Source organism: Aquimarina ulvae (genome assembly GCF_053613295.3).
On the sequence record NZ_JBSIBP030000001.1, the window covers coordinates 265243 to 291332 of the forward strand.

Annotated in this window: 18 protein-coding genes; 10 read left to right on the forward strand and 8 right to left on the reverse strand. The window is 34.4% G+C overall.

Annotation, left to right across the window (positions count from 1 at the left end; all coding sequences use genetic code 11):
* Position 1: 1 nt before the first annotated feature.
* Genes ACWGOQ_RS01215 through ACWGOQ_RS01235 form a run of 5 tightly spaced genes read right to left on the reverse strand, consistent with a single transcriptional unit; the run spans position 2 to position 4933 of the window.
* A complete protein-coding gene (locus ACWGOQ_RS01215) occupies positions 2-1246 on the reverse strand; it encodes a DUF4861 domain-containing protein (protein ID WP_452056726.1) in 1245 nt (414 codons plus the stop codon).
* Positions 1246-2040 (reverse strand): gluconate 5-dehydrogenase, encoded by a 795-nt coding sequence (locus tag ACWGOQ_RS01220; RefSeq protein WP_452056727.1) that lies wholly within the window; start codon positions 2038-2040, stop codon positions 1246-1248. The genes ACWGOQ_RS01215 and ACWGOQ_RS01220 overlap by 1 nt, the downstream gene beginning before the upstream one ends.
* Before the next feature lie 8 nt (positions 2041-2048).
* Positions 2049-2888 carry a 5-dehydro-4-deoxy-D-glucuronate isomerase gene (gene kduI / locus ACWGOQ_RS01225; RefSeq protein WP_452056728.1) on the reverse strand — a complete coding sequence of 280 codons (840 nt, stop codon included), beginning with the start codon at positions 2886-2888 and terminating at the stop codon, positions 2049-2051.
* A gap of 20 nt (positions 2889-2908) precedes the next feature.
* Positions 2909-4093 (reverse strand): mannonate dehydratase, encoded by a 1185-nt coding sequence (gene uxuA / locus ACWGOQ_RS01230; protein ID WP_452056729.1) that lies wholly within the window; start codon positions 4091-4093, stop codon positions 2909-2911.
* A 9-nt stretch (positions 4094-4102) separates the two neighbouring features.
* A complete protein-coding gene (locus ACWGOQ_RS01235) occupies positions 4103-4933 on the reverse strand; it encodes an SDR family oxidoreductase (RefSeq protein WP_452056730.1) in 831 nt (276 codons plus the stop codon).
* A 319-nt stretch (positions 4934-5252) separates the two neighbouring features.
* Here ACWGOQ_RS01235 and ACWGOQ_RS01240 point away from each other — a divergent pair, with 319 nt between their 5' ends.
* The 7 genes from ACWGOQ_RS01240 (at position 5253) to ACWGOQ_RS01270 (ending at position 20684) form a co-directional block, all read left to right on the forward strand.
* Positions 5253-6377, forward strand: coding sequence for a T9SS type A sorting domain-containing protein (locus tag ACWGOQ_RS01240; protein WP_452056731.1), 1125 nt, complete (start codon positions 5253-5255; stop codon positions 6375-6377).
* Positions 6378-6383: 6 nt separating this feature from the next.
* A complete protein-coding gene (locus ACWGOQ_RS01245) occupies positions 6384-8051 on the forward strand; it encodes a hypothetical protein (protein ID WP_452056732.1) in 1668 nt (555 codons plus the stop codon).
* A 101-nt stretch (positions 8052-8152) separates the two neighbouring features.
* Positions 8153-12256, forward strand: coding sequence for a hybrid sensor histidine kinase/response regulator (locus ACWGOQ_RS01250; protein ID WP_452056733.1), 4104 nt, complete (start codon positions 8153-8155; stop codon positions 12254-12256).
* A 234-nt stretch (positions 12257-12490) separates the two neighbouring features.
* Entirely contained in the window at positions 12491-15508 is a 3018-nt protein-coding gene (locus tag ACWGOQ_RS01255) for a SusC/RagA family TonB-linked outer membrane protein (protein ID WP_452056734.1), read from the forward strand.
* 43 nt (positions 15509-15551) lie between these two features.
* Positions 15552-17054 (forward strand): RagB/SusD family nutrient uptake outer membrane protein, encoded by a 1503-nt coding sequence (locus ACWGOQ_RS01260; protein WP_452056735.1) that lies wholly within the window; start codon positions 15552-15554, stop codon positions 17052-17054.
* An 8-nt stretch (positions 17055-17062) separates the two neighbouring features.
* Positions 17063-18262 (forward strand): glycoside hydrolase family 88 protein, encoded by a 1200-nt coding sequence (locus ACWGOQ_RS01265; protein WP_452056736.1) that lies wholly within the window; start codon positions 17063-17065, stop codon positions 18260-18262.
* A gap of 10 nt (positions 18263-18272) precedes the next feature.
* Entirely contained in the window at positions 18273-20684 is a 2412-nt protein-coding gene (locus ACWGOQ_RS01270) for a glycoside hydrolase family 2 protein (RefSeq protein WP_452056737.1), read from the forward strand.
* 77 nt (positions 20685-20761) lie between these two features.
* On the opposite strand, the gene uxaC is transcribed toward ACWGOQ_RS01270, so the two are convergent.
* The 3 genes from uxaC to ACWGOQ_RS01285 all read right to left on the reverse strand — a co-directional run bounded on the left by uxaC (position 20762) and on the right by ACWGOQ_RS01285 (position 23170).
* A complete protein-coding gene (uxaC, locus tag ACWGOQ_RS01275; RefSeq protein WP_452056738.1) occupies positions 20762-22171 on the reverse strand; it encodes a glucuronate isomerase in 1410 nt (469 codons plus the stop codon).
* A gap of 184 nt (positions 22172-22355) precedes the next feature.
* A complete protein-coding gene (locus tag ACWGOQ_RS01280; protein WP_452056739.1) occupies positions 22356-22790 on the reverse strand; it encodes a mechanosensitive ion channel family protein in 435 nt (144 codons plus the stop codon).
* A gap of 5 nt (positions 22791-22795) precedes the next feature.
* Complete coding sequence (locus ACWGOQ_RS01285; protein ID WP_452056740.1) at positions 22796-23170, reverse strand: mechanosensitive ion channel family protein; 375 nt, start codon at positions 23168-23170, stop codon at positions 22796-22798.
* A gap of 195 nt (positions 23171-23365) precedes the next feature.
* Here ACWGOQ_RS01285 and ACWGOQ_RS01290 point away from each other — a divergent pair, with 195 nt between their 5' ends.
* The 3 genes from ACWGOQ_RS01290 (at position 23366) to ACWGOQ_RS01300 (ending at position 26038) form a co-directional block, all read left to right on the forward strand.
* Positions 23366-23950: a HupE/UreJ family protein gene (locus tag ACWGOQ_RS01290; RefSeq protein ID WP_452056741.1), complete on the forward strand. Its 585-nt coding sequence runs from the start codon at positions 23366-23368 to the stop codon at positions 23948-23950.
* 79 nt (positions 23951-24029) lie between these two features.
* A complete protein-coding gene (locus ACWGOQ_RS01295; RefSeq protein WP_452056742.1) occupies positions 24030-24461 on the forward strand; it encodes a deoxycytidylate deaminase in 432 nt (143 codons plus the stop codon).
* Positions 24461-26038 (forward strand): S41 family peptidase, encoded by a 1578-nt coding sequence (locus ACWGOQ_RS01300; RefSeq protein WP_452056743.1) that lies wholly within the window; start codon positions 24461-24463, stop codon positions 26036-26038. Before ACWGOQ_RS01295 ends, ACWGOQ_RS01300 begins: the two co-directional genes overlap by 1 nt.
* Positions 26039-26090 lie beyond the last annotated feature (52 nt).

Sequence of the window (26090 nt, forward strand, 5' to 3'; positions counted from 1 at the left end):
GTTATTGTATCAATACAGGATTGGATAGTCTTTGGATCGTTTTATCAACCATTTTCTCAAAGCCTTTATAGCTTGTAAATTGGTTATCGGATTGTTCCCAACCAGAAAGAAAATAAAAGGTTACAGATTTTCTATCTGAAGCATTCATCGTTGTATAATGGGTTTGTACAATATCTGATTTTTCTTTTGGCGCTTCACTAGTAGCAATAAAATCTTCGTTAGATACTATGATCGCCATTCCCAGTGCATCATTATTCTCTGATTGAGGGCCAAAAGTTGCTAAGACAGAATAATTTTCTAAAGATTTAGAATGGGATTGGTTCGGTTTTAGATTTACGATACCGCTTACTAATTTCATTTGATCGGTTACACCTTTAAAATAGACTTCACTTTGGTATCCCCATTGCCCTTTCCATATAGTAATTCTATGTACTATGTCTATATTTTTATCACCTATTTTTGAATTTTCATAGATCATCTCAAAAATAGATCGTATCGGTCCCTCGGTAAGAACTCTGAATTTCGCTTGATCTTTTCCGGTTATCCTAATAAGAGAATCTTTGTTTTTTATAGCCAATGATCCGGCACCTAGTGAGTTTCCAACCTTTAGAATATCCATTCCCCAATCATTCAATTTGTGATAGTTTCCATCTCCCAGACCAACTCTATCCAAAACGAGGTCTGATGTAGTTTTACCAAAAATGTCAATACCGTTGCGAGGATCAAAATAGAACCTAAATCCAACCTTATCATTTTCCCAGGCCGGACCTTCCATTTGATAAAAAATACTATCATTTGCTCGAGGATCACCGATGCGTTTTTGTTCTAACACTTCTGACACATTCGTTTTGCTAGTTCCGATACCAAACCGGATGTTTGTTCTTGGCGTAAAAGAAGGAATACTTTCTGTAGCGATTGTTGTTAATTCTAGCTTCAGCGTTTGCTTTGGCTTGAAATCAAGGATGATACTCAGTTCATCCCAAGTACCATCCTTTTCTAAGTCATCTAATTGCAAAGGAATTATTTTCCCTGATGAATCTTTTAGCACAGGAACTCTATTTTTTGAAATACTATCTAATATGGATATTATTTTATCTTTAGAAATCACGATATTTTCATCTATACGGTTTATAGCTAAAGTATTCTCGAAACTGATGTATTTTGTTTCGGAATTATGTTTTTTACCTTTTGTACAGCTCGAAAAAATCAAGAAAACTAAAGAGATGAGAATACATAAATGTTTCATTACTTTTCATTTGTGGGTTTACCAATAGTGGCTAGTATACCACCATCTACATAAAGAATATGACCGTTCACAAAATCACTTGCTTTAGAAGCTAAAAAGATAGCTGTGCCTGCCAGATCATCGGGATTTCCCCATTTTGCAGCTGGTGTACGATTAACAATAAAATCATTAAAAGGATGTCCATCAACCCGTATGGGAGCTGTTTGTTCTGTAGCGAAATATCCTGGACCGATACCATTGACCTGTATATTATGTTTTGCCCACTCGGTAGCCATATTTTGAGTAAGCATTTTAAGTCCTCCTTTTGCAGCTGCATAAGCCCCGACTGTGTTGCGGCCTAATGCACTCATCATAGAACAAATGTTGATAATCTTTCCTGATTTTCGTTTGATCATTCCTTTTACCACATGCTTTGATACTATAAATGGGCTCACGAGATCTACATCAATAACTTGTTTGAAATCAGAAACTTCCATTTCTTCAAGAGGCACACGTTTTATGATACCGGCGTTATTGATTAAGATATCGATTGTCCCAATCTCTTTTTCAATTTGCTGTATTGCTTGTATTACTTGTTCTTCATCAGTTACATCGAATTTATACCCTTTGGCATCTATACCTAAGTTTTTATAGGTTTCTATCGCGTTATTAATTTTTTCTTGAGAAGAATTACCGTTTACAATGATAGTTGCACCGGCTAATCCTAGTCCTTTTGCCATAGCCATTCCCAAGCCATGAGTTGCGCCGGTTATGAGTGCATTTTTACCTTTGACATCAAATAGAGATAATGACATAATTTCATTTATTTAAGAGCTGTTATTTCACATTTGTCCATATCACCATAATCTAGATTTTCTCCTGCCATTCCCCAGATGAACGTGTAATTAGAGGTGCCTGAACCTGCATGAATAGACCAAGGCGGAGAAATAACGGCTTGTTCATTTTGCATCCAAATATGTCTGGTTTCATGAGTTTGCCCCATAAAGTGGCATACAGATTGGTCTTTTGGTACTTCAAAATAAAAATACACCTCCATCCGTCGATCGTGAGAATGAGCTGGCATGGTATTCCATACGCTACCTTTTTTCAATTCGGTCATTCCCATTTGTAATTGGCAAGTATCTACAATTCCACCAACAATGAGCTGTAATACCGTTCTATGATTAGCTGTTTCTAAAGACCCTAATTCTATCTTATTTGCTTTTTCTTTTGTAACTTTTACTGTTGGATAAATATGGTGTGCTGGCGCAGAGTTGATGTAAAATTTAGCCGGATCGGTAGGGTTTTTACTTTTAAATAAAACTTCTTTATTTCCTTTTCCGACATATAATGCTTCTTTATATTCTAGATCGTAAGAAGTTCCGTCTACCACAACTGCTCCTTTTCCACCAACATTGATGATTCCAAGCTCTCTTCTTTCTAAAAAGCATTCGGCTTTTAAAGGGTCTATCGGTTCTAGTTTTAAGGTGTCTTTAGGGACTGCAGATCCTGCAATATATCGGTCGTAATGAGAGTACGTTAGATTTATTTGTCCCAATTGCATCAGGTTTTCTATCAAAAATTCATTCCTTAGTGCTGTAGTGTCCATTGTTTTAACAGCTTTGGGATGGGACGCATATCTCGATTCGTAAGCAGTAGCCATAATTTTATATTTTAATTTCTTTATTGTAATGATTTTCTGATTCCCAATTCTAGACCTCTAAGTTCTGCAAGACCTCTTAGCCTTCCAATACCAGAGTAGCCGGGATTTGTTTTTTTATGTTGATCATCTAACATCTTGTGGCCATGATCAGGACGCATTGGTATTTTTAGGTCAGAACGACCCGTTTCTTGTCTTTTGCTTTGTTCTTTGATTAACGCTTTCATCACTTCATACATATCTACATCACCCTCCAGATGATTGGCTTCATAAAAATTTCCTTTTTCATCTCTTTTAGTATTTCTTAGATGTATGAAATGTATACGGTTCCCAAGTCGTTCTACCATTCCTGGCAAGTCATTATCCGAGCGTAGTCCAAAAGATCCTGTGCAAAAGGTTAGTCCATTATTAGGAGAATCTACTGCGCTATATATATCAAGAATATCTTGTTCTGTACTCACAACTCTGGGCAAACCTAGAATAGGATAAGGAGGGTCATCGGGATGGATACACATACGAACTCCCGCTTCTTCTGCAACCGGAATAACCTCTTTTAGAAAAGAATATAAATTCTCTTTTAATTCTTTAGACCCAATATCTTTATACGTTTCTAAAATGGTATTAAAATCGCTTAATGAATACCCTTCTTCTGCTCCGGGTAAACCAGCAATGATGTTATTGACCAGAAGGTCTTTCTGAGTTTCAGACATTTGTTTTTCTAATGCCTTTGCAGTTTTTATTTGAGTATCTGTATAATCTTTTTCTGCACCTGGTCTTTTTAATAATAACAAATCAAAAACAGCAAATTCTGTAGCATCAAAACGTAAAGCCGTAGACCCATCAGAAACTTTGTATTCTAAATTGGTTCGGGTCCAATCTAGCACGGGCATAAAGTTGTAGCAGATAATATTGATTTTGCAGGCACTTAGGTTTTTAATAGTAATTTTATAATTTTCTATATATTTCTGATACTTTCCGGATTTGGTCTTAATATTTTCATGTATGGGAACACTTTCTACCACGGACCATTGCAGCCCTGATGTTTTTATGAGATTTTTTCTTTTTACTATTTCTTCAATGGTCCAAACCTCACCATTAGGAATATGATGTAATGCGGATACGATACCAGTCGCTCCTGCCTGTTTTATATCGGATAATGATACTGGATCGTTAGGACCATACCATCGCCACGTTTGTTCTAAATTCATATACTATTTTTATACGCCACTAAATGCACTGAAACCTCCATCGATCGGTATTACAATACCAGTTATAAATTTGGATCCTTCTCCACATAACCATTCTGTAGTTCCAATAAGATCCTCAGGCTCTCCATATCTGCCCATTGGGGTGTGTTCTATTATCGTTTTACCTCGTTGTGTTGGGTTTCCTTCAGAATCGGTGAGTAATGATCTGTTCTGATCTGTTAGAAAAAAACCTGGTGCTAAAGCATTTACCCGTATACCTACTTTGGCAAAATGAACAGCAAGCCACTGCGTAAAATTTGATATAGCTGCTTTTGCTCCACTATATGCAGGAATTTTGGTTAAGGGTGTAAAAGCATTCATAGATGAGATGTTTAGAATGCTACAGTTATCTTTTCCAACCATATCCTTAGCAAAAACCTGGGTAGGTAATAGCGTGCCGATAAAATTAAGGTTAAAGACAAATTGAATTCCTTCTGAATCTAAATCGAAAAATGTTTTAAAGTCCTTCTGTTTATTTTTGAGATCTTCTAAAACCAAATGTGTATTAGATGTTGTTCCTTTTGGGTGATTACCACCTGCGCCATTAATTAAAATATCACAACTTCCTAATGTTGAGTTAATTTCGGTTCGTGCTTTCAACAATGATTCTTTACTAAGTACATCTGCGGCAACTCCTATTGCAATTCCTCCTTGATTTGTAATAATTGAAGCAACCTCATCTGCAGCATCTTTTCTTAAATCCAAAACAGCAAGTTTAGCACCTTTTTGAGCTAAGGCTATTGCCATTGTTTTACCCAATACTCCGCCACCACCAGTAAGGATTATTACTTTGTTATCCATATAAAAAAGAGAAAAATATTAATGATCTCAAAATTGGAGCTTTTATGACAATTACAAATCAATTTTTGAAAAAGGATCATACAGAAAATAGGACAAAAAAGTACAATAAACTGGTTATTAGACGTTTATAATTATTGCTATTAAAAATTATATTTTTCTTAAAAGATTGATTATCCCGTAAATTTTAGCGTTAAAAAATAAAGATTACGTTTATTTTACGTTTATTTTTTAGTATTTGAACAATTGAACCCCTTAATCTGAACTACTGCAAGGTTAAGTTTTAATAGTTTTGAAATAATCTATTTCAAAATATATGATCATGATTGATACTATACCTATGAAAATATTACTTTGCGCACTTTTAGTTTTATCTACCACTAGTAGTGCCCAGGATGTGATTACTTTGTTAGAAGCTGACGGTCCAGGTGATACCTATCAACTTCTTGAAGATACATACAGCGGCACACCGTATGAGGTGCCTGACTGTGATCATACCCCAAGACTTGATCATATTACAGAAGTTTTTGACAATGATTTGAATAAAAATGTATTTCAATTCGATATACATACAGATGTGGATACAGATCGGTGTCGCATAAATATTGATAGACAACGAAATGAGATCAAAACATACGATCCATCGCCAGATAAGTTAAAAGCAATTAAAGGAGAGTTAGTTGTTTATAAATGGAAATTTAAATTAGATGTAGATTTTCTTCCTACAAACAGATTTACACATATTTTTCAGATCAAAGCTAAGGGAGGTAGTGATGATTCTAATCCCGTACTTACCATTTCTCCGTTCAAGTCAAGTTCATCATCAGCAGTTCGAAAACTACGTGTACGTTATAGCCAAGGCGATAATCCACCATCTGGACCTGAGTATGTAACTGTTAGAGAGATTGATTTAGCACCATTCTTAGGAAATTGGGTAGAAGCAACTTGTGAGGTGTATGTTAATGAGGATAGTACAACCATTCCATCGGATGAAGATCCCGGATTCATAAAACTTACGATCAAAGATGTGATGTCTGGAGCAGAATTGCTTAACTACGAAGATTTAGATATTGATATGTTAAGAGAAGGTAGTTCTGTTTTCTTACGTCCCAAATGGGGGATATATCGAAGCCTTGAGTCTTCTATGCCATTAAGAGACGAAACTGTATATTTTGCGGATTTTTCTATTATAGAAAAGGATCAATTGCTTAGTATTGGAGAATTTGACGAAAATAATTTTAGCTTTTACCCTAATCCTGTTTCAGAAAAGATATTTCTTAAAAATGTAAGTCCAAATGTAACTTTTAACCTTTATAATCTTCAGGGTAAACTATTAGCTTCTGATATGAATAAGGAAATTGATGTCCGTCATTTGAACACTGGCATGTATATTCTTAAAACTACTAGCTCTTTGAACACGTATGTTTACAGAATTATAAAACAATAGTTTACTATGCGGGGAAAGGATATATATAGTCTAAAAATTCTTTTTTGGCTACTATCGTTAGCACTAATTTTTAGGATTTCGGCTCAGGAGCAATCATCTCTGATTGATTTGGCAGAAAGTAAAGGTCCTTTTATTCCTAATTATAGTTATGCCGGATACCAATTTGGCGAAAAAAAGATCAAAATTCCTGAGAATAGTATCATACTAAATGCTTCGGATTTTGGAGTTATTGCAGATGATGAAAAGGATGATTCTAAAGCATTATTAAGTGTTTTTAAAAAGGCTCATGAACTAAAAGATCCAGTGTTGATTCAATTGCCCTTCGGAAGAATTATTTTGAGTGAAATACTATATTTTGAACGTAGTAATATAATTCTTAATGGATACGGAGTTGGAGAAAAAGGAACAGAAATTTTTTGTCCTAGACCCATGATGTACTTAAAGGATCCAGAAGACTTAAAAGAACTAAGAGCGTATTTGGTAAAACTTGATAAAATTCAAAAAGAGAAAGAAAATAATATTTTTCTTCCATTTTCCCAGTATGCCTGGTCTGGTGGTATGTTGTGGACAAGAGTTCCTGGTGCCAGAGTAAAATCATATTTAAAAGAATATGATGTTGCGCCAAATGTTTTGGCAGTTGTTCCTAAAGCAAAACGAGGAATACTCACATTTAAAGTTGATGAAAATTTAGGATTGGAAGCAGGAAATGTAGTAGAGATTCAATGGTTTAACAAAAAAGGAAAAGACGGAAAGATAATCAGTGAGTTGTATGCAAATAAAGACTTGAAAATCGGATCCCATCATTGGAACTATCCTGATTTACCGTTGGTACGTCAGCAGGTAAAAATTCAAAAAGTAATCGGAAACACTATTACGATAAAATCGCCCTTATTATTGGATATTATTCCTGAGTATGATGTAAGGATAATAGCCTGGAATTCTCTGGAAGAAATAGGAATTCAAAACTTCAAAATAACCTTTCCGTTTTCCAATCGTATTGCTCACCACGTAGAACAAGGATATAATGGTATTTACTTGACCAGAACATTTAATAGCTGGGTTCAGAATATAGTCATAGAAAATGCGGATAGTGGTATACTAACAGAAGCAATTGCTAATGTCACGATACAAGACATTACAACTCTTGGTAAAAAAAAAGGACATTATACGGTACAAATGGGAGGTGTTCATAATGTTTTGGTAAAAAATTTATCGGTTCATAACGATACTATGCATCCATTGAGTTTTAATACATTTTCAACAAAAAGTGTGTATAGCAACTGTGAAATTTTTAAAAACCCTGTTTTAGATCAGCATTCTGGGGTCAATCATCAAAATCTTTTCGATAAAATAACAGTGCATCTAGACCCTCTTAAAAATAATTCATATCCGCTTTTTGCCGGTGGCGGAGCTGGATATTGGAAACCCTCTCACGCATCATATAGTACTTTTTGGAATATAAAAGTGAATTTTCTGAGCAGACTTAGGTCGCAAGGATTTATAAAACTAGATGGTATGAATGATGGGCCTAACGCCAGAATTATTGGTGTTTGGGGGAATAAAAAAATTGAAATTGACTATAAACCAAATGCTTATGTAAATTTCACAAACTCAACTGTTGATTCGATACCTTCATTGTATAACTATCAACTTACAGAACGGTTGGATCATTAAAGAATAGCTTGATGGAAAGAGAGTAGATTATTGATAGTATTAACATTTTTTTAATATTTTAGGGATCTAAACGTTATTAAGAGAAAATTTTAAGGAAATTGATGAAAAACATATACGTAGCGCTTTTATTCTTTATTTCTATTATATCTACAGCTCAAGATAATTTTTACAACAAATTCTTACACCTTTTTACTTCTGATGGGTTATCCCAAAGCTCTGTCATAGCGATACATCAGGATCAGTTAGGGCATATGTGGATTGGAACCAGAGACGGTTTGAATAAGTATGATGGGAATCGGTTTACTGTTTACCGAAATATCCCCAATGACACAACTTCGATCAGTAATAATGATATTTTATCAATACAAGAAGATCAAGATGGCTATATCTGGATAGGCACGTATAATGGACTAAACCGATACGATCCAAAATTAAATGTATTCAAATCCTATTTTCATTCCAGTAATGAAGCAAGTCTTTCTGATAATACAATCTGGGATATTGAATTATTGGATAACGGAGAACTATGGGTAGGTTCTTCAAATGGGCTGATGGTTTATAATAGAGCTGCTGACTCATTTATAACCATCAAAAATGACCCCGCAGATGCTACCAGTCTTTCTAATAATTACGTTTTAAGCATTTATCAGGATAAAAAACAAGGTGTTTGGGTTGGTACCGCAAATGGACTTAATAAGTTGATAGTGAGGAATAAAGGTGATTTTGGTTTTGAACGATTTTATAGCAATGATCGATCAATTGGTTTAAGTGACTCTTATATTCAGACTATTGTAGAAGATGACGAGAACAATTTATGGATAGGTACTAAATATGGAGGGCTTAATGTATACGATTCATCAACCAGAGTATTTCGTCAGGTTAACAGAGCTAGTGAAAATCGCTTGATCAATAAAGATGTAAGAAGTTTATCCTTAGATAAAAATGGAGTGTTATGGATAGCAACCTATGATGGGTTATACATAAAGAAAAGAGATCATACGTTTATTGCAATAAAGCATCAACAAAATAATCCAAAGAGTTTAAGCAGAAATACACTAAAAACTATTTTTATGGATCAAAAAGGTTCTGTTTGGATTGGCACTTATTATGGAGGTATCAATATTTGGGATGAATCTAATTCTAATTTTATATCCCTGCGTAAAAACGATAATGACGATACTGCTTATGGTGTGGTAAGTAGTATTATTGAGGATAGTGATAGTGGTACAATTTATTTTGGTACTGAAGGAAAAGGGATTTCAATACTAGATACGAAAACAGATAAATCTACGAGTATTCAAAAAGTTTCTGAAAATGGACTTCCAAGCTTGAACATAAAATCTTTATTTCTTGATAAACAAAAATTATGGATCGGAACCTATAATGCAGGAGTGGCACTGTATGACACAGACTTACAAAAATTCATCACAAATGAAATAAGTAGTGAATTACAATCAATTCTTAAAGGAGTAGGCGTTTATAGTATTAAGAAATCCGAAAAATTCATGTATTTCGGTACTTTTGGAAGTGGTCTGGTTCAGTATCATCTGGAGAACGAAAAATTCAAATTTATTACACAAGATGATCTGGATAAAACTTCTCTTTCCAATGATAGAATACGCGTTCTTTTTGTAGATAAACATTCAAATTTATGGATCGGTACTCAGAATGGATTAAATTTTATAAATAATAATGCTTTGCAGAATAAAAAAGTGGCTGTAAAGCGCTTTTTCTTTAACGAAGAGCAATTGTCTGGAGATGATATATTGACAATTTATCAAGACAAAAAAGGGATTCTTTATATAGGGACTAAGGCAAATGGTATATATAAGTACGATGAGAATAAATTTGCCAGAATCAAGCTAAATGTTCTAGGCACAAAAATAAACACGGTATTTGGTATTGTTGAAGATGATAACAACTCGATATGGATAAGTTCTAATAAAGGTATCGTAGCATATAATCCTGATCAGAAAAAGTCTGTTTTGTATAATCAGACAGATGGTTTAATCGGAAACGAATTTAATAATAATTCTTGTCTGAAATCTATTAACGGAGATCTCTACTTTGGCGGTCCATCAGGAGTGTCCTTTTTAAATCCTAATCGAATACAAAAGAACACATTCGTACCTCAGGTAATTCTAACAGATCTAAAAATACAGGGAAAAAGAATAGATAGCTATGGAGATCAAACGATACTAAAAAAAAGCATTTCGTATGTAGATAAGTTAAGCTTGTCACATGATCAATCGTCTTTCGGAATAAGTTTTGCGATTCCTAATTTTATTAATGCATCAAATAATCAATATGCGTATCGATTAGTAGGTTTAGATGATCAGTGGCAGTACACAAAAAATACTGAAGTGAATTATACTATTCAAAAAGCAGGAACTTATATTTTTGAGGTTAAAGGTGCCAATAATGATAATATTTGGAATAATACTTCTACTAAATTAAGAATTTCTGTAGAGCCCACTCCGTGGAGAAGCCCCATGGCTTTTCTGGGGTATATTATCATCATCGTATTGGCATTATTCGGGTTGAATAAAATTAATAGAGCAAAAACAAGGTTGAAGCATAAGCTAGATTTGGAACATTTAGAAAACATCAAAAAAGAAGAGATGAATCGTTCTAAATTAGAGTTCTTTACTAATATCTCACATGAATTCAGAACACCACTTGCGCTGATCATAGCACCTTTGCAACAGCTAATAGAAAACTATCAAGGAAGTAATAAAATGTATAAACGTTTATTGGTTATTGAACGTAATGCAGATCAATTACTTACACTGATAAACCAGTTGCTGGATTTTAGAAAATTTGAAAACAAACATTCCAAGCTAGAAGTTGCAGAAGGTAATCTGGTTAAATATTTAAAAGAAATTTATTTGTCTTTCAACGAATTTGCCAAAGCAGGGTCGTATACATATACATTCGAAGCATCTTCCGAAATTATTAAAATATATTTTGATCGATATAAATTAGAAAGGGTTTTTTATAACTTAATTTCTAACGCATTTAAATATACACCAGAAGGTGGAGAGATCAATATTAGAATTTTTGAGGAAGATAAAGAGGTAATTATTGAAATACAAGATAGTGGTAAAGGTATTGATAAAGAGTTTGTTGATAAAGTATTCGATCGTTTTTACGAAGTGGCAGGTGATAAAGGGTATCAAAAACAATTTAATCAAGCTAGCGGTATTGGGTTGTCTATCGCAAAGAAAGCAGTTGATTTACACAAAGGGGTTATTGAAGTTGTAGATTCCAATGTAGAAAAAGGCACTGTTTTTAGAGTTAAACTAAAAACAGGAAAGGATCATCTCGATGAGTCAGACATTATCAAAGATTTTAAAATAAGTGATGATATTAGTCAGTATGAAAATCAAATCACTACGGTAAAGAAAAGTAAGGACCTGGATATAGAAACGGTATGTAAGCATGATCAAAAGCCAGTGATTTTAATAGCTGAAGACAATGATGAATTGAGAAATTTTATCGGTGATATGCTTAAGGAGTATTATCAGATAATCAAAGCAGAGAATGGGCAGATAGCTTTTAAAAAAGCGTTGCAAAAAATCCCTGATTTAATCATAAGTGATGTTATTATGCCAAAAATGGAAGGAACAGAACTTTGTTCTAAAATTAAAAGTGACATTAGAACGAGTCACATACCTTTGATTTTGCTGACTTCAAGGACATCACTTATATATAAATTTGATGGGCTGGAGTCAGGAGCTGATGCCTATATTAATAAGCCGTTTAATGTTAAAGAATTTTTATTAACTATAAGAAACCTGCTTTCTTCCGTAGAAAAGCAGAAAGAAAAGTTTTCGTCTAATGACTTTAAATCCTCTGATATTACCGTAACCTCTATCGATGAGGAACTGTTAAAAAAAGCAGTAAAAATAGTGGAAGATAATATAAGCAATACGTCTTTTGATATTCCATATTTCAGTTCAGAGTTAGGGGTTAGCAGAACAATGCTGTTTTCTAAAATTAAAGGATGGACGAATTTAACGCCTAATGAGTTTATTCATTCCATAAGAATGAAAAGGGCAACCCAATTACTGGAATTGGGTCAGATAAATATTTCAGAGGTCTGTTATAAAGTAGGTTTCAGGAACCCAAAATATTTTACAAAATGCTTTAAAAAACATTTTGATCAAACACCATCAGAATATGCATCAAAATTTTATTCTTAAAAAAGCCAGTTTTTACGGCAACAATTCCTCTTACTTACTCATAATCAGTGTGTAGTACAGAAATACACCCTTTTTTGAACTTTTATATATCGTCTTTTATTTAGGTTTGAGTATGAATTGGAAACGAAATAGATATTTTTTTCTGCAACTGTTTTTTTCAGTGTGTATCATATTTTTTTGTCTTCTAATCATTTACCTCTATTAGAAAATACTCACTAACATAAATCAATACTCATGAATGAAAAGTATACATACTTAAAATTACTAAGAAAGTGTATTCCAATTCTATTACTAATGATAGGGTCAGGTTTATCTGCGCAAATTGATATTAGCGGAACGGTTACTTCAGAAGATGGGGTGCCTATTCTTGGAGCCAATATTACAGTACAAAACAAGGCTATTGGAGCCACTACGGATTTTGATGGCCTATATACAATAAGTGTACCCGATGAAAATTCAGTTTTGGTGTTTTCTTATGTTGGGTATATGGATCAAAAAATCAAAGTAGGTAGTCAAAAAAAGATCAATGTTACCTTATCTGCTTCAGTAGAGTCTTTAGAGCAAATTGTGGTGGTGGGATATGGATCTAGAAGAAAAAAAGACCTCACAGGATCTGTAGTTTCAGTTGAATCAGAAGATATTACAGCATATCCTGCTGCTTCTACAGAACAGACACTACAAGGTAGAGCCGCTGGTGTATCAGTACAATCTGAAAATGGTGGCGAGCCTGGATCTCCAATTCGTATCAGGATACGAGGAGCAACTTCTATAAATGCCAGTAGTGATGCAATTTTTGTGGTAGATGGATTTGTGGGAGGAGCACTTCCGGCACCAGAAGATATCGAGTCAATACAAATATTAAAAGATGCTTCTGCAACAGCTATTTATGGATCCCGTGGAGCGAATGGTGTTGTTATTGTTACCACTAAAAAAGGTAAAAAAGGAAAAATGAGAATTGATTTTAACACCTCATATTCCACTCAAACTGTTAGTAATACCTTAGACTTATTAGAAGCTGATCAATTTGGCGATTATATAGAAGAGATTAATCCAGCATATGTAAGAGGTTCTGCAAATACGGATTGGCAAGATGTCATTTTTAAAACAGGTCAGATTTCTAACCATCAGCTAGCATTATCTGGAGGAGCAGAAAATGTGGATTATTACCTTTCGGGAACCTTTTTTGACCAGGAAGGAGTTGTGATAGGATCTGGATTAGAGCGTTTTTCCTTTACCAGTAATATCAATGTGAATGTTTCTGGTCGGCTTAAAGTAGGAATGAGTACTTTTGGAAGAAGATCAACCAGAGAAGGGGTTCAGACACAAGAGCAATCCGGAGGGAGTGGAAGCGCTGGAGTAATTTCCTCAGCATTCCGATTCAGCCCGGATCGCGGTATCTTTAATACGAATGGCGAATTTACCCTGCCAAGTGTTGGTGATGATATCGACAATCCATTTGCAAGTGCAACACAAATATTTAATGAAAGGCTAAATGATCTATTTCAAACCAATATTTATGCAGATTATAAGCTAGTAGAAGGACTTTCCTTTAAAACGACCTTAGGGTATAATGTTAGAAATGATCGGGAAGGAATTTTTTATCCAACTACCGTAATAAGAGGAGCAGGTATTGGAGGAGAAGCAAGATTAGGTACTCAAAAAAGGACAAATATACTTTCAGAAAATTACTTGACCTATAAAAAAGATTTTAGCTTTGGAGCGTTAACCACAACGCTTGGGTATTCCTATCAGAAAGAAAGATCTGAAAGGTTTACTGCTGCGGGGAGTGAATTTGTGACAGATGCCGTAAGTTTTTGGGACTTAGACGGTGCAGCCAATCTTTTACCTGCCGAATCCAGATTAGTAGAATCTGAACTAGCATCTTATTTTGGAAGGATCAATCTGGATATTGCAGAAAAGTATTTAATCACATTCTCTGCAAGAAGAGATGGTTCTTCAACGTTTAGCGCCAATAATAAATGGAGTTTCTTTCCGTCAGGTGCTATTGCCTGGAATATGGGAGATGAAACTTTTCTCAAAAATTCTAATTTGATTTCACAATGGAAATGGAGAGCCAGTTATGGTCTAACGGGAAATAGAGCTATTGCAGCTTTTGGTACATTGGCTAATTTTAGAAGTATATATTCAATTCAAGGAGGAGAACTCGTAAATGCCGTAGCTATAGATCGATTGGCTAATGATAATCTAAAATGGGAAACTACCAAGCAATTGAATTTCGGTATTGATATCGGTTTTTTTGATAACAGAATCAACATCACAGCGGATTACTATGATATGGTAACAGAAGATTTGATTTTAGACAGACCGCTTCCCGAAACATCCGGATTAAGTAACCCTGTTCAAACTCAAAATATTGGTAGTTTGGAAAATAAAGGTTTTGAAATAGAAGTATCTACAAGAAACCTGGTTGGCGAATTCACTTGGAATACTGATATTAATTTCACCAGAAACAGAAATAAAATTTTAGAGCTCCCTGACGGAGAAGATATTAGAGATTTGGGGTCTAGTTCTAGTCCGGGTCATTTGCTATTACCAAATGTACCTTTATTAAGAGAAGGTGAACCAGTTGGTGTGTATTTTGGTTACGTGTATGACGGAGTGTATCAATTTGCAGATACTCCAATACCAGGCTCTGGTTTTGAACAACAAGCTGGAGGAGAAAGATATAGAGACCTTAACGGGGATGGAGAGTTAAATAATGAAGATCAAACGATCATTGGAAACCCACATCCCGACTTTGTTTTTGGTATTAACAATACGTTTATGTACAAAGGTTTTGATTTGAACATATTTTTCCAGGGATCTGTAGGTGGAGATATGTTTAACTTTACATTGCTGGAATTGAATACTCTCAATGGTGCCAGCAATGCTACCACGGAAGCTTTGAATAGATGGAGCCCAACAAATCCTAATACAGATGTACCAAGTGCAGCATCAAGAAATAGAAGAATTTCTTCGAGATGGGTAGAAGACGGATCTTATGTGCGACTTAAGAATATGACATTGGGCTACAGTTTTGATTCTCAACTTTTGGATAGATTAAAGATGTCTAAATTAAGAGTTTTTCTAAGTGGTCAAAATCTATTGACTTTTACGGATTATTCGGGTTTAGATCCTGAGGTACTATACCGGTCTGATAATAATAGCAGAAGTAATGTAAATCTAGGTTTAGATTATGGAAGTTACCCGAACACAAGAGCTTATACCTTAGGCGTAAATGTTTCTTTCTAAGAAAAGAACAAACAGTAAATGTAAATAATTTAAAATCTGACAAATGAAAAAGATAATTTTCACATTAGTTATTGCAACTACAATGATTGGTTGTACGGATTTAGAAGAAGAACCAATAGGAGTACTAGCTCCAGAATCGTTTTTCAACACAACTGATGACCTGGAGGCGGCCGTAAATGGTTCCTACAGTTATATTGCTTCAGAAGAATTCTGGGGAAGAAAACTTACGTTAAGTTTATTGTTAAGGGGGGATATGGTAACCATAGGAGACCCCACAACTTCTGGAAGAAGGATTCAGGTAGACCTAATGGATATGGATGGAGATAATGGAATGATTACCGCTTTTTGGCCCAGAAGTTATGCGATCATTGGAGCCACAAACAATGCAATCGAAGGAGCTGCATCTGTAGAGGCAAGTGAAGAAGTGAAGAATGCAATAGTAGCGCAGGCAAGATTTGTAAGAGCATTTACGTACTATCACTTAGTAAGGGTTTTTGGAGAAGTACCTTATATAGATTTTGCAGTAAGAGAGCCGGAAGTCTTATTTACTGTTGGTAAGACTTCGGTAGATGAGATTTACGCAAATATCATTGAAGATCTTGAGTATGCAAGAACTTGGCTTCCGGATCAACAACCGTTTCGATCTATTCCCTCAAAAGGAACTGCAGCTTCCTATTTGGCGTCAGTTTATCTTACTTTGGGTGATTGGCAAAATGCATATGATGAGGCTACTTTTGTAATCAATAATAAAGGAAGGTTCGGCTATGATTTAGAAGCAGATTTTCAGGATTTATTTGATGCTACAAAAGCAAATGGATTGGTAGAGCATATTTTTTCTGTAGATTTTAAAGGAATTGACGCTACCAGTAACTTAGGTAGGGATTTTATTCCACCACTTACCGGTATGAGAGGACCGGCTAACGAAGGATGGAGCGTAGCTGTACCAACGGTCGAAGTTTATGATTCTTTTGACGATAATGATTATCGAAAATCAGTTAGTTTTGATACAGAGGCTATTTTCGATGGAGTTCTGGTGCCTTGGCAACAATTCGGAACCGCAAATAGAGGGGTTTCCAGACCACATATTGCAAAATATTATCGCCTTCCCGGAACAGCCGGAACCAATAACCGTGATTCTGACCATAATTATGGAGCGATGCGCTATGCAGAAGTATTGCTAATCGCAGCAGAAGCTTCAAATGAACTTTCGGGGCCAACCGGAGAGGCTGTGGATTATGTCAATCAAATTAGAGCTAGAGCCAGAAATGCTGCCGGAACAATGAATAACTTTCCTGAAGATATAAATACAGGATTTTCAAAAGACGCCTTTAGAGATCTTATTATTGAAGAAAGAAGAATCGAATTAGCTTTTGAGTTCAAAAGATGGTATGATATTAAAAGATTAAATTTAGGAATGGAAGTTTTTGGACCGACATCTCTGGATCCACAGCCTAATTTCGATCCAAGCAGGGATTATTTATTTCCGCTTCCTAATGATGAATTAGGAAGAAATCTGAATTTATTGCCGCAAAACCCAGGATACTAATTAACTCTATGATAAAAGAAAAAAGTTTTCTAGCTCTGGTAGGAGTGATGATGGTTTTTGTGTTTTTTACAGCGTGTAAAGATGCTTCGTCAGATCATAAACCTGAGAGTATAGTACAGCAAGATACTGTTGTCAAATATGTTGATAGATTTTCTTACTTGCTGCAGTATTCAGTAGATTCATTAGCTTTTCCGCGAAGTGCTGATGAAGATGGTGTTATTAAAAAAGTTCCTTCAAAAGACTGGACCAGTGGATTTTTTCCAGGGAGTTTATGGCTAATATCTAAAATTACTGGAGATACTAGATATAGTGAAAAAGCCAAAGAATGGACAGCGTATATAGAAAAAGAGAAGTATAATGATCGAACCCACGATATGGGGTTTAAAGTGTTTTGTAGTTTTGGCAATGGGTATAAGATTACCAATAAAGAACATTATAAGAAAGTTATCGTAGAAAGTGCTCAGACATTAATTACACGGTATAATGATACAGTTGGTGCAATTCGATCTTGGGATTTTAATAAAGAGGAGTGGCAGTTTCCAGTAATTATAGATAACCTGATGAATCTGGAATTGCTTTTTGAAGCATCAAACTACACTGAAGAGAACAAGTATTATGAAATCGCCGATCAACACGCAAAAACAACAGTAAGAAATCATTTTAGAGATGATAATAGTAGTTACCACGTAGTCGATTATGATACAATTACGGGTGATGTACGATCTAAAGTAACACACCAAGGGTTTAGAAATGAATCTTCTTGGGCTCGTGGACAGGCTTGGGGTCTTTATGGGTTTACAATGGCGTATAGATATACAGAGAATATTGAATTTCTTGAACAGGCTAAAAGAATTGTAAGTTTCATTATAAATCATGAAAACTTACCCGTGGACGCTGTTCCGTATTGGGATTTTGACGCTCCTAATATTCCTAGTGAGCCCAGAGATGTTTCTGCCGCGGCAATTATGGCATCGGGTTTAATAGAACTATATGAACATACAGAAGATAGAAAATATTTAGATTTTTCTGATCGAATTATGAGTAGTCTTTCGTCAGAAAAATATGTGGTCCAAAATAAATCCAACATTCCATTTATTCTAAATCATAGTACCGGAAACTGGCCAAAAAATGATGAGATTAATGGCCCTATTAATTATGCTGATTATTATTTTTTAGAAGCAATTCTAAGAAGAAGTAATCTTAAATAAGTCTTGATTTATGAACAATGCTTTTTTTTCCTCTTGTATACGAATTGTAGTATGTGTCTTTTTGTCTACCTATTGTTCTGCTCAGATGAACAGATCAAAAGAAAATATAAATAATGATTGGAACTATCTCGAATTGAATATCGATAGTATAGATCAAGTACATAATCAAACCGGGTGGACTTCGGTGAATTTACCACATACCTGGAATGATCACGATACGATGGACCTTACGCCAGGATATAGGAGAAGTGCAAGTTGGTATAGAAAAAACTTACAGATAGACGCTATTAATAAAGATTTAGTGTATCAACTATATTTTGAAGGAGCTAATATTACCACGCAAGTGTACGTAAATGGTAAATTATCGGGAGAACATATAGGTGGGTATATAGGTTTTACTGTTGATATTTCAAATCAGTTACAGGTAGGAAAGAATGAGCTATTGGTACGTGTGGATAATAGTTATGATCGAGAGATAATACCTTCTCAGAAAAGTGACTTTTTTATATATGGAGGAATCACCAGAGATGTATGGCTTATGAAAAAATATACATCCAACATCTCTGATATAAAAATCATGACCCCAAAGGTTTCGAAAGAAGAAGCATCTCTTCAATTAGATATAGAAATAGAAGGTTTAGAAAATAAAGAAAAGTATGAAGTAATCGCAGAGTTATTTCAACCAGATGGAAAAAAAATCCGTACGATTTCTAAAAAACTCAATAACACCCAATTAAAATTAGATTTCAAAAATCTCGCTAAACCGATACTCTGGGATATTGATACTCCCAATCTATATGAAGTGAACGTTTTATTATTGGAATCTGGCAAACAGGTTGATCAATTGACTGAAAAATTTGGTTTCCGTTGGTTTGAGTTTAAAAAGAATGGTCCTTTCTACCTTAATGGTAAAAGGGTATTATTAAGAGGAACACATCGTCATGAGGAACATGCGGGATATGGTGCAGCCATGCCCAATTCATTGCATCGCAAAGATATTTTGGCTATCAAAGAAATGGGTGCTAATTTCATCCGTTTAGCACATTATCCACAGGACCCTGAAGTTTATAAAATGTGTGATGAATTAGGAATTTTAGTGTGGGATGAATTGCCTTGGTGTAGAGGAGGGATAGGTAATGAAACCTGGAAAACCAACACAAAAAATATGCTAAAAGAAATTATCAATCAAAACTTTAATCATCCAAGTGTCATTATATGGTCTTTGGGAAATGAAATTTATTGGTTACCAGATTTTGAAAATGGAGATGATGAAGAAAAGTTAAATAGTTTTTTAAAAGAATTAAATACATTATCGCATACACTAGATCCTAGCAGAAAGACGGCTATCAGAAAATATTATTCAGGTTCTGGTATAGTAGATGTGTTCTCACCTTCAATCTGGTCGGGATGGTATTCTGGAAGTTATACTACCTATGAGAAAGCGCTAAAAAAGTACATAAAAGAATATCCCCATTTTATTCATGCAGAGTATGGCGGTTCTAGTCATTATGGAAGGCATACTGAAAATCCCGTAGATGGCAGAGGAGCGATGGATCCTGATGGTTGGACAGAAGCTATAACACAAACTTCTGTCACTAATATTGCGAAAATTGGGGACTGGAGTGAAAATTATATAGTAGATCTTTTTGACTGGCATCTAAAAATTGCAGAAACCAATGATTCTTTTGTAGGTAATGTACAATGGGCATTTAAAGATTTCGGTACGCCTCTAAGACCTGAAAATGATATCCCTTACGTAAATCAAAAAGGTATTATGGATCGAGAAGGGAATCCTAAAGACGCTTATTATGTTTTTAAAAGTTATTGGGCAAAAGACCCTTTTGTATATATAGAATCACATACGTGGACTGAAAGACAAGGTATTAAAGATAAGTCAAGAACAATAAATGTGTATAGCAATTGCGATCAGGTAGAACTATATTTTGAAGGAAAAACCTTGGGAACAAAGAATAAAGATATTAATATGTTTCCTGCATCGGGATTTACGTGGGATGTCGTTTTTAAAGAAGGAAGTAACAAACTAAAAGCAGTTGGCTTTAAAAATGGAAAAAAAGTAACGGATAGTCTTAGTGTTAGTTATAGATATAAGAAAAATGATGTAGCAAATTCACTATCACTGTCGTATGACAAATTAGAGAATGGAAATTATTTAATCATCGCTACTGCCAGAGATAAAGCAGGCTTACGATGTTTGGATTACGAAGAAAGAGTATATTTTCAATGTTTATCAGGAGGGGAGACAAAAAGACATATGGGGACTCCGATGGGTAGCGAGGCCTTAAAAATGTCCAATGGAAGAGCGCAAATTGAAGTTGTTCCGGATAAAGTAAGTGACAACATAGAAATGACGGTGTTAAATCAAAGTTTTAAAGGTACCTATTTAACCATACCTAAAACATAATTAGAGTTCACATTTTGTTAGTTTTTGAATTGTTTTTTAGGGAAGATGTTATATAAAACACCTTCCCTATTGCTTTTTCAAAATGGAAAATGTTCTTTAGCATTATAATAACATATATCAGAAACAATTTTTCCCAACCATTTTTCATCTGCTGGTAACAAACCTTTCTGAACATCATCGCCAAGTAAATTACAAAGAATACGGCGGAAATATTCATGTCTGGGGAATGATAAAAAACTTCTAGAATCGGTAAGCATCCCTACAAAACAGCTTAATAAGCCCAGATTAGAGAGCGTGTTTAGATGTTTTTCTATGCCATCTTTTTGATCTAAGAACCACCAGGCTGCACCATACTGAACTTTTCCTTTTATCGTCCCATCATTGAAATTACCAACCATTGAGGCAAAAACTTCATTATCTGCAGGGTTCAAATTGTATAGAATAGTTTTAGGTAATTGATCCGTTTGGTCTAACGAATTTAAAAAGCCACTTACACTTTTGGCCTGAGAATAATCCCCAATAGAATCAAAACCCGTATCAGGGCCGAGCTTTTGTAACAGTCTATCGTTGTTATTTCTAATTGCTCCAAGATGAAATTGCTGAACCCATCCTCTTTTGTGATAACAAGTACTTAAAAAAAATAAAACCTTAAATTTAAAATATTTGATTTCGTCGATTTCAAGAGTCTTTTTTGATTTTATTTTGTTGAATATCTGTGTAATATTATAAGCCCCCTCAGTATAAAAGTATAAATGTTCTAAACCATGATCTGATAATCTACAGCCAATAGTGTGGAAGTAATCAATTCTATTTTCTAATGCGTTAAGAAGATCTTCAAAATTGTTTATATTAATATTTGACCTTTCACTTAATAATTCAAGATATTCTAAGTAGAACGAAGAGTTTTCTATGGTATAAGATTTATCTGGTCTAAAAGTTGGTAGTAGTTTCACTGGTTTTTCCTGAGTAGCAAACTTAGTATGATATGTAAGCGTATCAATCGGATCATCGGTGGTGCAGACTACAACTACATTGTTCATGTGAAGTAGTCCTTGCGTAGAATGATCAGCGTTTTGGAGTTGCTCATTACTTTCTGTATAAATTCTTTCTGCGGTATCTGGTGATAACAAATAATTAATAGAAAAATGCTTCTTAAGCTCCATATGTGACCAGTGAAACAGAGGATTTCTAATAGTATATGGAACAGTTTCTGCCCATTTCAGGAATTTTTCCTTGTCAGTAGATTTTCCGGTAATGAAATCTTCGTTAACCCCCAATGTTCGCATGGCACGCCATTTATAGTGGTCCCCTTCTAGCCAAGCTTCCGTAATAGTACTAAACTGTCTGTTAGTACAAATATCCACTGGAGAGAGATGATTATGATAATCTATAATAGGTAAATGTTTAGCATACGTATGGTATAGTATTTTGGAGAATTTATTTTGGAGTAAAAAGTCATTATGGATAAAAGAAGACTTAGCTAGCATATATCTATTTTTTTTGGTCATTATACACTGGCAATATACCTACCAAGCGGGATCTAAAGATGTTTTTTTAGGTAAAGAATTGTTCAGTAACCTCCCGATATTATATTTTTTTTAAACTGTAGAGAAATTACAGTAATAGGCTTTGGTTTAGAATTGCTTTAATTCCTTTTTTTGATGTAAAGAATTAGTTCAAATTATGCATATGCACATCCCTTTGTGGATAAGGGATAGAAATTCCGGTGCCATCTAATGCATTTTTAGAATCTTCTAAGACACTAAAGTATACATTCCAATAATCTGCAACGGTTGTATAAGGTCTTACCACTAAGTTTATCGCATTGTCTCCTAGTTCACTAAAAGCGACATTTGGAGTGGGATCCTTTAGGGCTTTTGGATTGTCGGTGAGAACGTTTATCAGGACTTCTTTGGCTTTTTTAATGTCATCCCCATAGCCTATACCAATAGTTAGGTCAACTCTTAATGTTCCCCGAGAAGAAGAGTTAATGATATTTCTGTTGGATAAAGTTCCATTTGGAATAATAGCTTCCTTATTTTGTGGTGTTGACAATTTGGTTGTAAAAATTTCAATTTTAGTTACTACAGCTAATACATCTTGCACTTCTGTTAAATCCCTATTTTAAAAGGTTTGAACATCATTATTAAGATTCCTCCTGTAAATTTTTTTAAAGACCTATGTAAAGCTAAACCAATAGCCAAACCCGTGGCAGCAAGTATGACTGCAAAAGAAGTAGTTTCCACGCCTACAGTTCCTAGAACCGCTAGAATTAGCAGTATTTTTAGACCCCAGCCCAGTAGATTCACGAGAAACTTTTGAAGACTTTCATCATAGTTCCTAGTTATCATGAGTTTAGAAATACCCTTAGTCAATTTTTTGATGATCCACGATCCAATAAGCCAAATCAGTATGGCACCTATTATTTTTGGCCCAAAATCCAGGATAAATATGATACTTTCATCTAACAATTTTTGAATATCCATAATGTATATTTTAATTAATGATTTATTTATGTTTTGAGATACATTAATTCACTATTTAATAAATACCGAAAATCGGTAAATAGCGGTTCTATCTCTTTAAAAAGCGGATAATCCTAAATTTTTTATAAGAGTTCCTACAAATCTTCTGGATTATTCTTTTTTAATTGTACATTAGACAACCTCAAAAATAAAATCATGTCAGAATTTTGGTTATATGTAAAGCTAGGCTTTTATCACGTATTAGATTGGCAGGCTTACGACCATATCCTATTTTTAATACTACTAACAATTGCCTATACTTTTGATAACTGGAAAAGAATTCTTTTGCTGGTTACATTATTTACTTTTGGTCATACAACTTCACTTTTTTTGGCAGCGTATGATGTGGTTTCTGTAAATTCTAAACTAGTAGAATTTTTAATTCCTTTAACGATACTAGTGGCAGCAATTTTTAATGTGTTTACGGCAGGAAAGGCTGCAGGTAAGAATAAAATTGGCGTTTTATATGCCACGACAATATTCTTTGGATTGATTCATGGATTAGGCTTTTCGGGTTTTTTTAATGCGGTTAGTAGCAATGTGAGTTCAAAAATTTTACCATTGATTGAGTTTGCTTTAGGGATAGAATTGGCACAACTTGTTGTAGTATTAATTGTTCTTGTTATTAGTTTTGTGATTCAAACGATTTTTAGATTCTCTAAGAGGGATTGGGTACTGGTTGTTTCTTCCATAGTAATTGGGATGGTGATCCCGATGCTGATTTCAAACAAAATATGGTAATTTATTGTCAATTAGGGTTGTATTTGAAACATAGTCATAATATATTCGTACTATAATAAAGTACTATCCAATTTTGCATATGCCAAAAAAAAAACAACTAAAATATGATAAAGCCTATCTTAGGATAGCAAGAGAATGGGGAAAGTTGTCCCATTGTGACAGGAAAAAAGTTGGTGCGGTTATTGTAAAGGATAGAATGATCATTTCTGATGGATTTAATGGAACTCCTACTGGTTTTGAAAATCCTTGTGAGGATGAAGAAGGGTATACAAAATGGTATGTGCTTCACGCAGAAGCAAATGCAATTTCTAAAGTAGCTTCTTCAACACAGTCTTGCAAAGGAGCTACATTATATATAACGCTATCACCTTGTAAGGAATGTAGCAAATTGATCCATCAGGCGGGAATTAAAAGAATAGTGTATCAAAGAGGTTACAAAGATAATTCAGGACTTTCTTTTTTAGAGAAAGCTGGAGTAGAAATAGAAAAGATTACAGATTTAGACAATTAATGGGTTATTCAAAAAAATATTTACCATTATTTATTGGTTTGGCGATGGGTGCAGGAGTTTTTTTAGGAAGTAAACTCGATTTTAGTAATCCATCAGCAAAACTGTTTTCCTACAATGCAAAAAAAGAAAAATTAAATCGTCTCATTGATTATATTGATTATGAATATGTCGATGAAATCAATACAGATAGTATAGTTGATGTTACTGTAAACAGAATTCTCGAAAATCTAGATCCACACTCTGTATATATACCACCCGAGGAATTAGAAGGGATTACTGAAAGCATGCAAGGTGATTTTATTGGTATCGGTGTTAGCTATTACCCTTTCAGAGATACTATTTCGGTAATACAAACAATCAAAGGCGGACCAAGTGAACGATCAGGAATTATGGCTGGTGACCGAATTCTTATGGCAGATCAGGATACACTATTTGGAGAGCGTTTAAGAAGAGATGGACTTGCGGATAAACTTAAAGGAGAATTAAACAGTCAGGTTCAGTTAAAAGTCTATAGAAAAGGGAAAGGTATATTTGATGTAGTAGTAAAAAGAGGAAGAGTACCTTTAAAAAGTATAGATGCTAGTTATATGCTCAAGGAAAATCTTGGTTATATAAAAGTTAATCGATTTGCAGAAACAACTTTTAAGGAATTCAAGAAAGCTTTAGACTCTCTGCAAGATATTGGAGCAGAGAACTTAGTGGTCGATCTTAGAGATAATGGAGGAGGATTTATTGCTCCAGCGTTAAAAATGGCAGATGAGTTCTTAAAAAATGATAGACTCATTATGTTTACCAAAAACAAGAAAGGTGCGATTGAAAATAACTATGCGACACGCAATGGTAGCTTCGAAAAAGGGAATGTATATGTATTGATTAATGAAAACTCTGCATCGGCCAGTGAGATTTTTGCAGGAGCAATACAAGATAATGATAGAGGTACAATTGTAGGTCGAAGGTCTTATGGAAAGGGATTAGTGCAGAGGGAGATGGCTTTAGGAGATGGTAGCGCTATTAGATTAACAATTTCAAGGTATTATACGCCTACGGGAAGATCTATTCAGAAACCATATGAAAATGGCAATAAGGAGTATTTTAATGAGTATTTGGAACGGTATAAAAACGGAGAATTACAAAATGTAGATAGTATACAGGTAGCAGATTCTTTAAAATTTGAAACTCCTGCTGGTAAAACGGTATATGGAGGCGGTGGTATCATACCTGATATTTTTGTTGGCAAAGATACCACCAGAGTCAGAGAGACGCTGAATTACATGTTACGTTCCGGAAGAATGGGTGGATATATATTTGAAGAACTTGATAAGAATAGAGGTTTTTATAATAAATTGACCGAGGAGAAATTCAAACAGGAAATAGAAATCGATGATGATTTTGCAGACGGATTCTTGACCTATACTAGAAAAAGAGGAATCGATATTAGCCTACAAAATTATCGAGAACAATTAAAAAAATACCTAAAAGCGATTATGGCTCAACAATTATTTGGGACGAATGCTTTTGAAAAAATTATTAATAAAGATGATAAAATGATTCAAAAGGTTTTATCAATATCTCAATAGGATTTAGTTAGAATAAATCGAATAATATATTAATTTCTAATGTTAAATCTTT

Excerpts from the sequence above, each read along its gene's own strand:
- uxuA (WP_452056729.1), bottom strand. The coding sequence starts at position 4,093 with ATGAATTTAGAACAAACGTGGCGATGGTATGGTCCTAACGATCCAGTA.
- ACWGOQ_RS01215 (WP_452056726.1), bottom strand. The coding sequence starts at position 1,246 with ATGAAACATTTATGTATTCTCATCTCTTTAGTTTTCTTGATTTTTTCG.
- ACWGOQ_RS01290 (WP_452056741.1), top strand. The coding sequence starts at position 23,366 with ATGTCAGAATTTTGGTTATATGTAAAGCTAGGCTTTTATCACGTATTA.
- ACWGOQ_RS01260 (WP_452056735.1), top strand. The coding sequence starts at position 15,552 with ATGAAAAAGATAATTTTCACATTAGTTATTGCAACTACAATGATTGGT.
- ACWGOQ_RS01255 (WP_452056734.1), top strand. The coding sequence starts at position 12,491 with ATGAATGAAAAGTATACATACTTAAAATTACTAAGAAAGTGTATTCCA.
- ACWGOQ_RS01250 (WP_452056733.1), top strand. The coding sequence starts at position 8,153 with ATGAAAAACATATACGTAGCGCTTTTATTCTTTATTTCTATTATATCT.
- ACWGOQ_RS01300 (WP_452056743.1), top strand. The coding sequence starts at position 24,461 with ATGGGTTATTCAAAAAAATATTTACCATTATTTATTGGTTTGGCGATG.
- ACWGOQ_RS01295 (WP_452056742.1), top strand. The coding sequence starts at position 24,030 with ATGCCAAAAAAAAAACAACTAAAATATGATAAAGCCTATCTTAGGATA.
- ACWGOQ_RS01240 (WP_452056731.1), top strand. The coding sequence starts at position 5,253 with ATGATTGATACTATACCTATGAAAATATTACTTTGCGCACTTTTAGTT.
- uxaC (WP_452056738.1), bottom strand. The coding sequence starts at position 22,171 with ATGCTAGCTAAGTCTTCTTTTATCCATAATGACTTTTTACTCCAAAAT.
- ACWGOQ_RS01265 (WP_452056736.1), top strand. The coding sequence starts at position 17,063 with ATGATAAAAGAAAAAAGTTTTCTAGCTCTGGTAGGAGTGATGATGGTT.
- ACWGOQ_RS01285 (WP_452056740.1), bottom strand. The coding sequence starts at position 23,170 with ATGGATATTCAAAAATTGTTAGATGAAAGTATCATATTTATCCTGGAT.
- ACWGOQ_RS01245 (WP_452056732.1), top strand. The coding sequence starts at position 6,384 with ATGCGGGGAAAGGATATATATAGTCTAAAAATTCTTTTTTGGCTACTA.
- ACWGOQ_RS01270 (WP_452056737.1), top strand. The coding sequence starts at position 18,273 with ATGAACAATGCTTTTTTTTCCTCTTGTATACGAATTGTAGTATGTGTC.
- ACWGOQ_RS01235 (WP_452056730.1), bottom strand. The coding sequence starts at position 4,933 with ATGGATAACAAAGTAATAATCCTTACTGGTGGTGGCGGAGTATTGGGT.
- kduI (WP_452056728.1), bottom strand. The coding sequence starts at position 2,888 with ATGGCTACTGCTTACGAATCGAGATATGCGTCCCATCCCAAAGCTGTT.
- ACWGOQ_RS01220 (WP_452056727.1), bottom strand. The coding sequence starts at position 2,040 with ATGTCATTATCTCTATTTGATGTCAAAGGTAAAAATGCACTCATAACC.